The 11,984-nt window shown below is 72.8% G+C and carries 9 protein-coding genes and 1 tRNA gene; 4 read left to right on the forward strand and 6 right to left on the reverse strand.

Translation table 11 applies throughout. The features are described from left to right. Positions 1–20 precede the first annotated feature (20 nt). On the reverse strand, positions 21–617 hold the full coding sequence (locus ACFPM7_RS01980; protein WP_378243089.1) for an acyltransferase: 597 nt from the start codon (positions 615–617) through the stop codon (positions 21–23). A gap of 252 nt (positions 618–869) precedes the next feature. On the opposite strand from ACFPM7_RS01980, the gene ACFPM7_RS01985 reads away from it, so the two are divergent. Then, positions 870–1,148, forward strand: coding sequence for a hypothetical protein (locus ACFPM7_RS01985; RefSeq protein ID WP_378243091.1), 279 nt, complete (start codon positions 870–872; stop codon positions 1,146–1,148). 53 nt (positions 1,149–1,201) lie between these two features. Here ACFPM7_RS01985 and ACFPM7_RS01990 read toward each other — a convergent pair whose 3' ends face one another. Together ACFPM7_RS01990 and ACFPM7_RS01995 are read right to left on the reverse strand one after the other, a co-directional pair. Next, positions 1,202–2,491: a nucleotide sugar dehydrogenase gene (locus ACFPM7_RS01990; protein ID WP_378243093.1), complete on the reverse strand. Its 1,290-nt coding sequence runs from the start codon at positions 2,489–2,491 to the stop codon at positions 1,202–1,204. A gap of 45 nt (positions 2,492–2,536) precedes the next feature. After that, complete coding sequence (locus ACFPM7_RS01995) at positions 2,537–3,319, reverse strand: isocitrate lyase/PEP mutase family protein (RefSeq protein ID WP_378243095.1); 783 nt, start codon at positions 3,317–3,319, stop codon at positions 2,537–2,539. 104 nt (positions 3,320–3,423) lie between these two features. Between ACFPM7_RS01995 and ACFPM7_RS02000 the strand changes: the two genes are divergently transcribed. Then, positions 3,424–3,990 carry a dihydrofolate reductase family protein gene (locus tag ACFPM7_RS02000; RefSeq protein WP_378243097.1) on the forward strand — a complete coding sequence of 189 codons (567 nt, stop codon included), beginning with the start codon at positions 3,424–3,426 and terminating at the stop codon, positions 3,988–3,990. A 933-nt stretch (positions 3,991–4,923) separates the two neighbouring features. On the opposite strand, the gene ACFPM7_RS02005 is transcribed toward ACFPM7_RS02000, so the two are convergent. Together ACFPM7_RS02005 and ACFPM7_RS02010 are read right to left on the reverse strand one after the other, a co-directional pair. Then, positions 4,924–6,330 (reverse strand): FAD-dependent oxidoreductase, encoded by a 1,407-nt coding sequence (locus tag ACFPM7_RS02005; RefSeq protein WP_378243099.1) that lies wholly within the window; start codon positions 6,328–6,330, stop codon positions 4,924–4,926. A gap of 73 nt (positions 6,331–6,403) precedes the next feature. Further along, positions 6,404–9,499: an AfsR/SARP family transcriptional regulator gene (locus ACFPM7_RS02010; RefSeq protein WP_378243101.1), complete on the reverse strand. Its 3,096-nt coding sequence runs from the start codon at positions 9,497–9,499 to the stop codon at positions 6,404–6,406. A 104-nt stretch (positions 9,500–9,603) separates the two neighbouring features. Between ACFPM7_RS02010 and ACFPM7_RS02015 the strand changes: the two genes are divergently transcribed. Both ACFPM7_RS02015 and ACFPM7_RS02020 read left to right on the forward strand, forming a co-directional pair. After that, complete coding sequence (locus tag ACFPM7_RS02015) at positions 9,604–10,401, forward strand: alpha/beta fold hydrolase (protein ID WP_378243103.1); 798 nt, start codon at positions 9,604–9,606, stop codon at positions 10,399–10,401. Between the two features lie 53 nt (positions 10,402–10,454). Next, positions 10,455–11,858: an FAD-dependent oxidoreductase gene (locus ACFPM7_RS02020; protein ID WP_378243105.1), complete on the forward strand. Its 1,404-nt coding sequence runs from the start codon at positions 10,455–10,457 to the stop codon at positions 11,856–11,858. Between the two features lie 53 nt (positions 11,859–11,911). Here the strand turns inward: ACFPM7_RS02020 and ACFPM7_RS02025 are convergent. After that, positions 11,912–11,984 (reverse strand) — tRNA-Lys (locus ACFPM7_RS02025).

Below are 11,984 nucleotides of genomic sequence, written 5' to 3' on the forward strand. Positions count from 1 at the left end.
AACGGCGTACTGGAGCGTAGTCAGCCGATCAGGGAAAGCCCGTCGCCGTCTTCGGTGTACCGCTGTCCGCTCAGCGGACACACCCACTGGCCGTCCTCCTCGCGCAGCGGCGCGCCCGCCCGGCCCACCCAGCCGATGCGCTTGGCCGGGACACCCGCCACGAGGGCGTGCGCGGGAACGTCCTTGGTCACCACGGCGCCCGCGGCCACCGTCGACCACGCGCCGACGCGCAGCGGGGCGATGCAGACCGCGCGCGCGCCGATGGACGCGCCCTCGTCGATGGTGACGCCGACGGCCTCCCAGTCCGAGGCGGACTTCAGCGAGCCGTCGGGGTTGACCGCCCGCGGGTAGGTGTCGTTGGTCAGCACGGCGGCCGGGCCGACGAACACCCCGGCGGCGAGCCTGGCGGGCTCGTAGACCAGGGCGTGGTTCTGGAGCTTGCAGTTGTCGCCGAGCACGACGCCGGGGCCGATGTAGGCGCCGCGGCCGACGATGCAGTTCGCGCCGACCTCGGCGTTCTCCCGCACCTGGGCCAGGTGCCAGACCTTGGTGCCCTCGCCGAGCTTGGCTGCCTCGGCGACATCGGCTCCCTCGGCGATGAACGCCACGATCCTCACGCTCCCAATCCGGAGAAGAAACGGTCGACCAGTCCGGGCGAGACTACCCGCCGCGCCGGATGGGGCGCCGTTGGGCCATTCGTCCGGGGTCCGCGATTCGCGGAATTGACCCTGGAATGGCGCAATCGCTCGCCGTTGACCGGTCTTCTCGTGGAGATCAGATCCCATTTCGCGGCATCCGTTCTCATCGACTGCGAGGAAATCATGGGGGCATCCTGATTCGGGACCCTGGTCGTCGCGGGCCTGCCTGCGGTGGCGGCACCAGCGGGCCGAGTCTGCCTGCGGGCCAGTGCACCGGCGTGGAACGAGATCACCGACACCGTCGGGTCACCCACGCCACAGGTGGAGGTGCCGTCGACGATCCGGTACTGGATCGCCGCGGGCCACTACCCGTGCCGCGAACTGACCCTCGGCGGCCGCTACGACGGCTGCGGGTACGTCAACGCCGACGGCTGGATTCTCCTGCCCGACCTCGTGAATGACGCGCCGTGGGCCGGGTTTGTGATCAGCGCCTGCACCAACGACGTGTGATCGGACGTGGAAAAGGGGCGAGGCGGAATTGCCGCCTCGCCCCTTTGCGAATCTCAGGCCTTGCCGATGACCCGGTACGCCACGCCCGGCCAGACCTCCGCCGAGCTGACCCGCCTGCCGTCGATGAACGTCCGCACGCCGGGCAGCTCGGCAGGCGTGAGCGCCTTGTACTCGGCGTGGTCGGCCTGCACGACGGCGGCGTCGACCGGCTCGCCGAGGTGGTAGGGCTCGAAGCCGAGCTTGCGCAGCTCGTCGTCGCTGTAGAGCGGGTCGTGCACCAGCGGCGACGCGCCACGGGCCTTGAGCGCCTCGACGGCGGCGAACACCCCGGAGAACGCCGTCTCCTTCACCCCGCCGCGGTAGGCCGCGCCCAGGACCGCGACGCGGGCGCCGGTCAGGTCGCCGTGCGCGCCCTCCAGCAGGCCGATGGTGTAGTCGGGCATGCCCGCGTTGGTCTCGCGCGCGGCGCGCACCACGGTGGCCTCGGGGTCGTTCCACAGGTACAGCCGCGGGTAGACCGGGATGCAGTGCCCGCCGACGGCGATGCCGGGCTGGTGGATGTGGCTGTAGGGCTGGGAGTTCGATGCCTCGATGACCTGGTAGACGTCCACGCCCGCGGTCGCGGCGAAGCGCGCGAACTGGTTGGCCAGGCCGATGTTGACGTCGCGGTAGGTGGTCTCGGCGAGCTTGGCCAGCTCGCTGGCCTCGGCCGAGCCCAGGTCCCACACGCCGTTGCCGCGGGCCAGGTCGGGACGCTCGTCGAAGTCCAGGACGGCCTCGTAGAAGGCGATGGCGCGGGCCGCGCCCTCCGGCGACAGGCCGCCGACGAGCTTGGGGTACTTGCGCAGGTCGGCGAAGACGCGGCCGGTCAGCACCCGCTCGGGGGAGAACACCAGGTGGAAGTCGGTGCCCTCGGTGAGCCCGGACACCTTCTCCAGCATCGGCTTCCAGCGGCTCCGGGTGGTGCCGACGGGCAGCGTGGTCTCGTAGGAGACGAGCGTGCCGGGGGTGAGGTGCTTGGCCAGCTCCTCGGTCGCGGAGTCCATCCACCCGAAGTCCGGGCGGGCCTCGGCGTCGACGAACAGCGGCACGACCAGCACGACGGCGTCCGCGCCGGGCACGGCCTCGGCGTAGTCGGTGGTCGCGCGCAGCTTGCCCGCGGGCACCAGCGCGCTGAGCTTCTCCTGCAGGTGCGCCTCACCGGGGAACGGCTCGACGGCCTTGTTGACCTGGTCGACCAGGTCGGCGTTGACGTCGACGCCGACCACGTCGTGGCCCTTGTCGGCGAACTGGACGGCCAGCGGGAGACCGATCTTTCCCAAGGCGATGACAGCGATCTTCACCGGAGAACAGTCCTTAACTATCGGGAAGCGACACCGGCCGCGAGACTACCCGCCGTCCATCAGCCCGTTGAGCACGCGGTGTGGCATCGCCGCCCCGACGGCCGTGAACGTCCCGGCCAACGCCTCCCGCGCCGCCTCCGCCGCCGCGGTCAGCGCCACCCTGGCCAGGCCCGACCCGGTGCTGATCCGCCGCACCCCGGCCCCGGCCAGCTCGGCGGCGCTCATGGCCCCGGTGGCCAGCGCGTTGACCGGTCGCCCGACCGCGGCGCACACCGCGGCCACGGCGTCGAGGTCGGGCAGGCCGGGGGCGTAGAGCACGTGCGCGCCCGCCGCGGCGTAGGCCCGCAGCCGGGCGATGGTGTCGTCCAGGTCGGGCCGCCCGAACAGGAAGTTCTCGGCCCGCGCGGTGAGCAGGAACGGCAGCCCCCGCGCCGCCCCGGCCGCGGCTCGCACCCGCTCGACCGCGACCCCGACGTCGAGCACCTCCCCGCCGACGGCGTCCTCCACCGACCCGCCCACCAGACCGACCGCGGCGGCCCGCCGCACGGTCTCGGCCGGGTCGGCGAACCCGTCGCCGAGGTCGGCCGTCACCGGCAGCGCCGTCGCCCCGGCGATCTCGGCGGCATTGCCCAGCGTGCTGTCCAGATCGGGCGTTCCGTCCGGAATCCCGGCCGCGAACGCGAACCCCGCGCTGGTCGTCGCCAGCGCCGCGAACCCCACGCTCGCCAACAGCTTCGCCGAACCGGCGTCCCACGGGTTGGGGATGACGAAGGCGGGCCCGTCGTGCAGCGCGGCGAAGGCGGCGTGCTTGCTCTTCTGGTCGGCCATGACAAGGAATCTAGCGGGCGTAAGCCGACCTGAAGCCGGTCGTAAGTGGACGAGGGCAGAGTGGTCCTTGTCAGCGAGACCAACGACAACGACGGAGCACTCCAATGCGGAAGATCATCGCCTCGGTGAACATGTCCCTCGACGGCGTCATCGACCACCAGGAGCAGTGGCACTTCCAGTACTTCGGCGACGACGCGGGCACCTTCGCCATGAACCAGCTCTTCGCCAGCGACGCCCTGCTCATGGGCCGCCGCACCTACGACGGCTTCGCCGAGGCGTGGCCCAACATGGAGGAGCAGACCGGCGACTTCGGCGTCCGCATGAACAGCCTCCCGCACTACGTCGTCTCCGACTCCATCGAGAAGGCCGAGTGGGGCACCTCCACCATCATCCGCCGGGCGGACCTGGTCTCCGAGATCACCAAGCTCAAGCAGCAGGACGGCCAGGACATCCTGATGTACGGCTACGGCCCCGTCGCCCACACCCTCATCCAGGCGGGCCTGCTGGACGAGATCCGCGTCTGGCTGCACCCCATCCTGGCGGGCCACGGCGACAAGCAGGACATCTTCTACCGCGACGGCTCCATCGTCGCCCTCGACCACTTCGACACCCAGCGCCTGTCCACCGGCATCAACATCATGTTCTTCCGCCCGGCCGCCCCCGAGGCGTGACGACCACCTCGACCGGCACCTGGGGGTTGCCGGTCGGGGTGGCGTCACCGCACGCCGGGAAGCCCGAACAGCAAGCGCTCCACCTGCGGAACATCACCGTCCCGCCGATGGCGGTGGTGCCGGAGCCGAGCGCGCACGGACTCGATGTCCGCTCCGGCCCCGGGGAGCCTCGGGGGGGACGTGCTCCAAGACACCACCCACCGGACGCGGCAGCCCAGTAGGCGTGCCACCCCTGCTCGCCGGGAGTGCGGGCGACCAGTTCGCTGACCACTCGCGAGGCGAGCGTGATGTCGGGTTCCAGCGCGTGCGCCGCCGCGCCCCCTCGCGTCCCACACGTCGGCGGCGACGAACCCCGCCATCGGCGCGAGGTCCCGGACGCCGTTCCCACCGCACACGCCGCACAGCCGATCCGGGCGTTCCAGCATCAGCAGCCACCACGGCACGTGGTCGACCTCGTTCGCGGACCTGGACCGGATGACCCGGCAGGACGCGGCGTGCAGCCGGTTGCCGGTGGTGTCTCCCACGCTCAACCGCAGCCGGCCGAGGGAGGCGGCGTAGGGGGGCGGTCGTCCTCGTGCACCCAGTCGGGCATGGCGGGCACAGGGGCAGCGCAAAGGCTTGCTCCTGCGACCTCATAGCTGCGCTGAACCGCGGCGACGAACGCGATGTCCGCCTCGCGGAGGAGGGAAGGAGCCGAAACGCGCGGTCTCGTTGTGGGCGCGAGCGAGCGCGGCCCTTTCCTCGGAATCGTCGTGACGTGAGAACTCATCGTCGTATTCCTCGGGCAGGAGGCGGGATCCGCACCCTGTCTTCTCGACCTCTGGTGAACTCGTCCCAGTGCCTGCGGTTCTTCTAGTCGTCACCCACGCGAAGATCGGCCTGCTCCATCACAGCAGGTTCGCATGGGACAGCGGCGAATCGGGCGGATCGGGCCTATCGGGTCGCGTTCCGAGGTTTCCTGTTCGGCCGCAGAGCCTTCGCCAGCGTGGCCGGGGTCACCAGCGTGCTCGGGTGGGCCAGCATCGTCGTGATGCGGGAGAGGCGCTGGTTGACGCCGCGGTCCGTCAGCGCCGCCGTGAAGATCTTCCCGCTCAACCACCGGATCACCTTGTACCCGCGCGGATAGGGACCTTCCACATGCGGAAGCGCCAGATCGGCGAAAGTGGACGTCCGCCACGCCGCGTCCACGATCACCCGCACCAGGTCGAAGTACTCCTTCGCGGGCTGTGAGTGGTCGGGGGAGGACGCCAGGTACCGGGCCAGGCAGGACGCGTGCAGTGCCGAAGCCGTCATCCCCTGCCCGTACACCGGGTTGAACGAGGCCACCGCGTCCCCGATGGCGAGCAGCCCCGCCGGAAAGCGGCTCACGGCGTGGAAGTCCCGCCGACGGCTGTCGGCCTGGTGGTAGGTCCCGATCTCCCCCACCATCGTGGCCTTCGTCGCGATGTCGCCGAAGATGTCGGGGAAGTCGCGCCTGCACCGCTCGGCGAACTCCTCGGGGTCCGCCGACGGACGGTCGTCGACGTAGCCGGACAACAGCATGATCCACCGGTCGTGCTCGACCCGCAGCAGGCCGCCGATGCGGGCGCGGCCGTCGGCGGTGCCCGCGGCGTTGGCCTGGGAGATGACGCTCCACTTGTCGGCGATCGCCTCGTCGTAGGCGAACAGGGTGGTGGCGTAGTTGACCTTGATCGGCATCCGCTGCAGGGGTGGCCGCTCCCAGCCCGCCTCCTCCAGCCAGTCGCTGAGCCTGCTCGCGCGGCCCGTCGCGTCCACGACCAGGTCGGCCTCGACCACCTCCGTGTCGCCGTCGTGGGTGTAGCGCACCCCGGTCACCCGCGAGCCCGCGAACTCCAGCCCCCAGGCCCGGCCCGGCACCTGCGTCACGTTCTCCAGCGCCACGGTCCGCGCCCGCACCAGCTTCTCCAGGAACGGCCGGGTCGAGACCAGCACCGGCACGTCCGCCTCGACGGTGGAGCGGGGGCGCAGGGCGCCGTTGACCCACAGCTGCGACCGCGACCCGTCCTTCGGCAGGGTCACCGCGCCCGCGGCGACCGCCTCGTCCACGATCCCGGGGTACCAGCGCTCCAGCTGCACCCCGCCCGCGGCCAGCAGGGCGTGCCCCTGGTTGCCCTGCGGCACCCCCGCCCTCGGCCCGTCCCCAGAGGACTCGTCGCGCTCCACCACGACCACCTCGTCGGCGTGGTCGCTGAGCACCCGAGCGGCCATGAGACCCGCCATGCTGCCGCCGAGCACGACGGCCCGGCGCAGCGTCCGCGTCGCGGGCTTGGCCGGGATGGTCGCGCTGATCTGGGCGAATAGCTTGGCTGCGGCACTCATCGGGGCAGAGTAGGTCGTCACCGCCGCCGATGGTCGCCGAACAGGGCTCGTGACAACTTGTTGCCGGCGACGATCAGGCCAGCGCGGCCCGCACGCCCGCCAGCCCGATCTCACCGCCGCGCCCGTACTCGGCGGCGAAGCCCGCATCACCGAGCGCGGCCCTGGCCAGCCCACCCACCCGCTCGGCCTCGTCCAGCTCCTCCTGGCCGACAGGCAGCGAGTGCGCCGCGCGGTGGGCCGCGGCCGCGCCCAGCAGCCGGGCCGCCTCCTCGGGCCTGCCCGCCGGGACCGCGGTCGCGGCCAGCCCCTCGGCCGCCGAGGCGATGTCGCGCCCGGAGCCGTGGGCGACGGCGATGTCGAAAGCCGTGGCGTGGTGGGTGAAGGCGGTGTCGAAGTCGCCGCGGGACTCGGCGAGGTGGCCGAGTTCGCTGTGGACCATCGGCAGGTGCAGGGGCGGGGGATCGGTGTCCGGGGCGGTGGCGAGCAGGTGGGTGAGGTGGGTTTCGGCCAGGTCGGGGTGGCCTGCGCGGCGGGCGGCGAAGGCCACGACGATCTCGGCGAAGACGGTGAGGGACCGGGCGTCCTGTTCGGCGGCCAGGCGCAGGGCCTCGCGGCCGAGGTCCAGGGCTTCGCCGTGCTCGCCCAGGCGGGTGGCGGTCCAGCCGAGCCAGGCCAGGCGGCCCGCGACGTCGGGCCAGAGGCCCAGGTCCTCGGCCATCCGCAGGCCCTCGCGGTGCTGGCGGGTGGCGGTGGCGAAGTCATCGGTCAGCTCCGCCAGCGCCGCCAGCCACTCGGTGGCCTGCAGGACGCCCCAGCGGTCGCCCAGGTCGCGGAAGAGGTCCGCGGAGCGGGTGGCGTCGCGGCGCAGGGCCTCCAGGTCGCCGCGGGCGTGGGCGAGCATGGCGCGGGTGCAGAGGGCGGCGGCGGTGCCCCAGCGGTCGTCCGCGCGGTCGCACTCGGCGAGGGCGATCTCGATCTGCTCGCCGACCCGCGCGACGTCGCCCAGCGCGGACTCGGCGGACGCCAGCTGCCAGCGGGCCCGGCCGCGCGTGGCCGGGTCGACGCGGTCCAGGCAGGCGATCACCTCCGCGCGCTCGTCCAGCCAGCCCGCGGACTCCCCGAGCCGCAGCGACACCCACGCCCGCGCGAGGCGCACCTGCGGGTCGGCGGGCACGGCCGCGAGGGCCCGCCGGGCGTCGCCGAGGCGGCCGCGCAGCTGCCTGTACCAGGTCATCGACACCGCCAGCCGGGACGCGTCGCGGCCGCTCAGCGCGCTGTGCAGGTTGGGCGACTCGGCGTCCAGGCGGCGCAGCCACCGGGCCTGCCCGCTCCCCCGCAGCTCGACGTCGCCGCGCTCGGCCAGCGAGGTGTAGTACGCCGCGTGCCGAGCCCGGACGCGCTCGGTCTCGCCCGCCTCGCCCAGCCGGTCCAGCCCGTAGGCCGCCACCGACTCCAGCAGCCGGTAGCGGGGGCCGTCCGGGTCGTCGGCGAGCACCACCAGGGAGCGGTCCACCAGGCGGACCAGCAGGTCGAGCACGTCCTCCTCGGCGATGTCCCCGCCCGCGCACACGACCTCGGCCGCCTCGGCGGTGCAGCCGCCCGCGTGCACGGCGAGCCTGCGCAGCACGATGCGCTCGGGGTCGGTCAGCAGGCCCCAGCTCCAGTCGATCACCGCGGTCAGCGTGCGCTGGCGCTCCGGGGCGCCGCGCGGGCCGGTGAGCAGCGTGAACCGGTCGTCCAGGCGCTCGACCAGGCCGTGCACGCCCAGCGTGCGGACCCGGGTCGCGGCCAGCTCGATGGCCAGCGGGATGCCGTCGAGGCGCGCGCACAGCCGGGCCACGGCGTCGCGGTTGCCCGCGTCGACGGTGAACCCACGCGCCGCCGCCGCGGCCCGCGCCGCGAACAGCCGCACCGCCGAGCACCGCTCGATGTCGGCGCCCTCGGCCGGGACCTCCAGCGGCGGCACCTCCCACAGCACCTCGCCCGCCACGCCCAGCGGCTCGCGGCTGGTGGCCAGCACGCGCAGGCCCGGCGCGGCGCGCAGCAGGTCGGCGGCGAGGTCGGCGACCGGGCCGATCAGGTGCTCGCAGTTGTCCAGCACGAGCAGCGCGCGGCGCTCGGCGACGGCGGCGGCCAGGTCGGTCGGGCCGCCGGAGTCGTGGATGTCGAGGACGGCCTTCAGATGGTCGGCGACGCTGTCGGCCCGGTCGAGGGCGGCCAGCTCGACCAGCCACACGCCGTCGGCGTCGGACATCCCCGAGGCGGTCTCCAGCGCCAGGCGGGTCTTGCCGACGCCGCCGGGCCCGGTCAGCGTGACCAGCCGCGCGGTGCCCAGCAGCTCGCGCAGCTCGGCCACCGCCTCGTCGCGGCCGATCAGCTCGGTGAGCGCGGCGGGCAGGTTGGTGCGCTTGCGCGGCGCCGGAGCCGACGACGGACCGCCGAGGGCGGGGTCCTGTTCCAGGACCGCCTGGTGCAGGGCGACCAGCTCGGGGCCGGGTTCGAGGCCGAGTTCGTCGTCCAGGCGCTTGCGCAGGTCGGCGTAGGTGTCCAGGGCTTCGCTCTGCCTGCCCGCGCGGTAGAGCGCGCGCATGTGCACCGCGCGCAAACGCTCGCGCAGGGGGTGCGCGGCGACGAGGTCGCCCAGCTCACCGGCCAGCATGCTGTGCTCGCCCAGCTCCAGCCGGGCCTCGGCGTGCAGCTCGATGACGGCCAGGCGCTGCTCCTCCAGCCGCACGGCCGCCGAGCGGGCGAACTCGTCGTCGGCGAAGTCGGCGTAGGCGGGGCCGCGCCACAGGGCCAGCGCGTCGGCCAGCAGGCGCGCGCGCACGGCAGGGTCGTCCTGCTGCCCGGCCCTGGCGGCGAGCGCGGCGAACTCGATGGCGTCGACGGCGTCGGTGCGCAGCAGGTAGCCGGGCGGGCGGGACTCGACCAGGTCGCGGTCCTCGCCCAGCGCCTTGCGCAGCTGCGAGACGCGGACCTGGAGGGCGCCGGCGGGGTTGGCGGGCTGGTCATCGCCCCACAGGTCCTCGACCAGCCGGTCGGTGGAGACGGGGCGCCCGCCGTGGACCAGCAGGTCGGCCAGCACGGCGCGCACCTTCAGCCCGGGGATCACGACAGGCTCCCCCGAGCTGGTCCAGACCGCGAGCGGCCCCAGCACGCCGAATCGCATGCCGGACAACATACGGCGGCGGTAAGCGGAGGTGAAGGGGACCGTAAGCGGGGGCGCGCAATCTGGGTCCAGACCCCGCGCCGCCGCACCTCCAGGAGCCCCAGATGACTGCCACCGCCCTGCCCGCCACCAGCGGATACGCCCCCGTCAACGGACTGGGCATGTACTACGAGGTGCACGGCGCCGGCGACCCGCTGGTCCTGCTGCACGGCGCGTTCTCCGGCATCGGGACGTCCTTCGGCGAACTGCTGCCGCACCTGTCCCGCAACCGCAAGGTCATCGCGGTGGAGTACCAGGGCCACGCCCGCACCGCCGACATCGACCGCCCGCTGTCCTACGCCGCCATCGCCGGTGACGTCGTGGGGCTGCTGGAGCACCTGGGCATCGAGCGCGCCGACGTCCTCGGCTACAGCGCCGGCGGCGGCGTCGCGATCGAGCTGGCGATGCGGCACCCGCGGTCGGTGCGCAAGGTCGTGCTGGTCTCGGTGACCTCGACCCTGGAGGGCTGCCACCCCGAGCTGATGGGCGGCATGGACGCGCTGACCCCGGAGGCGCTGGCGGGCAGCCCGTTCGAGGAGGAGTACCTGCACCTGGCCCCGCGCCCCGAGGACTTCCCGGTCCTGGTGGAGAAGGTCAAGGCGATGAACCTGGCCTGGACGGGCTGGAGCGCCGCGGACTTCGCCGCCATCGCCGCCCCCGCCCAGATCGTCATCGGCGACTCCGACCTGGCCCGCCCCGAGCACGCGGTGGAGATGTTCCGCCTGCTGGGCGGCGGCGTCTTCGGCGACATCCACGGCCTCCCCGCCTGCGAACTGGCCGTCGTCCCCGGTACCACGCACGTCGGCATCACCCGGCGCGGGGAGTGGCTGGCCCCGATGGTCGACTCGTTCCTGGACCGCTGATCACGCCCGTTCGGAGGCAGAGACCGGAATCGGATTCGACCTACGCTGGCGCGGTGACCGGTGCCGCCAAGCGCTTCGCCCAGATCAGCACGGCCAGCCCCGTGAAGCCACCGACGCGCTCCCTGCGCCGTGCCGTCGTGCTCGGCGGCAGCATGGCCGGCCTCACGGCGGCACGGGTCCTCAGCGACCACGCCGACGAGGTGCTCGTCGTGGAGCGCGACGAGTCGGCGGGCGAGGGCCCCCGGCCCGGTGTGCCCCAAGGCAGCCAGGTGCACGCGCTGCTGCCCGCGGGCGCGGTGCAGCTGGAGCGCTGGTTCCCGGGCTTCGTGGACGAGGCGGTCGCCGCGGGCGCGGTGACCCTGCCACCGGACGGCGCGCGCGTCCAACTGTGGGTCAACGGCGACCTGCGCCCCAACGCCCCCGCCGAACGCGACGTCCCGGTACTGGTCACCACCCGCCCGTTCCTGGAGAACCTGGTGCGGGCCAGGACATTGGCGCTGCCGAACGTGACCCAGGTACCCGGCCGCGCCTGGGGCCTGGAGTTCTCCGGCTCCAGGGTGACCGGCGCCCGCTACACCCGCGACGGCGACACGGAGCTGGTCGAGGCGGACCTGGTCGTGGACGCGACGGGCCGCGCGAGCAGGCTGGGCGACTGGCTGGAGGAAGCGGGCTGGGAACGCCCCCCGATGCGCCGCATGCCGATCAAGTTGAACTACGCCACGGCTTTGTTCGCCTACGACGAGACGGTGTCGGACCAGTGGAGCGTGATCTCCCAATCCGGCGCCGCCTTCACCCCCGACGGCCGCGCCCGCATCGGCGGCGTGCTTCGCGTGGAGGGCAACCGCTGGATCATGCTCGTCTCCGGCTACGCCGACGACCGCCCGTCCTCGGACCCGTCGGAGTTCCGCACCCGGTGCAAGCGCGACTTCCCGGACGTGTTCGGCGCGATCGCGGAGAAGGCACGAATGCTCAGCGACGTGGTGACCTACCACCAAGCCGACAGCCGCAGACGCGACTTCCACGCCGTCACCCGATTCCCAGCCGGCCTGGTGGCAGTGGGCGACGCCGTGGCGTCGTTCAACCCCGTCTACGGCCAAGGAATGACATCAGCCGCACTACACGCTTCCTGCCTGTCCCACTACCTGATGTCCTCCCCAGACCACAACCACCCAGCCACCGAGTACTTCCAACTGACCCGAGTAGTCGTCGACGCCGCCTGGCAACTCTCCACCTTCGCCGACCTGGAACTCCCCCACGTCAACGGCCCCTACCCACCCGCCTACCGAATGATCCGCTGGCTGTCCGGAAAGATCTTCCAGGCCTCCCTGACCGACCCCTCCGTCAACCAACGCCTAGCCCGCACCACCACCATGCTCGCCCACCCCAACACCCTCGCCACCCCCACCACCCTTGCCCGAGCCCTCTGGCGCACCACTGTCCGCCGACCCTCCGAGTAGCAACGCTGAGGAACTCCGCAAGCAAAACCCCAGGCCAATGACCTGGGGCTTTGTGGGCCGCCTGGGGCTCGAACCCAGAACCTACGGATTAAAAGTCCGCAGCTCTACCAATTGAGCTAACGGCCC

The organism is Actinokineospora guangxiensis (genome assembly GCF_042657845.1).
Lineage (GTDB): Bacteria > Actinomycetota > Actinomycetes > Mycobacteriales > Pseudonocardiaceae > Actinokineospora > Actinokineospora guangxiensis.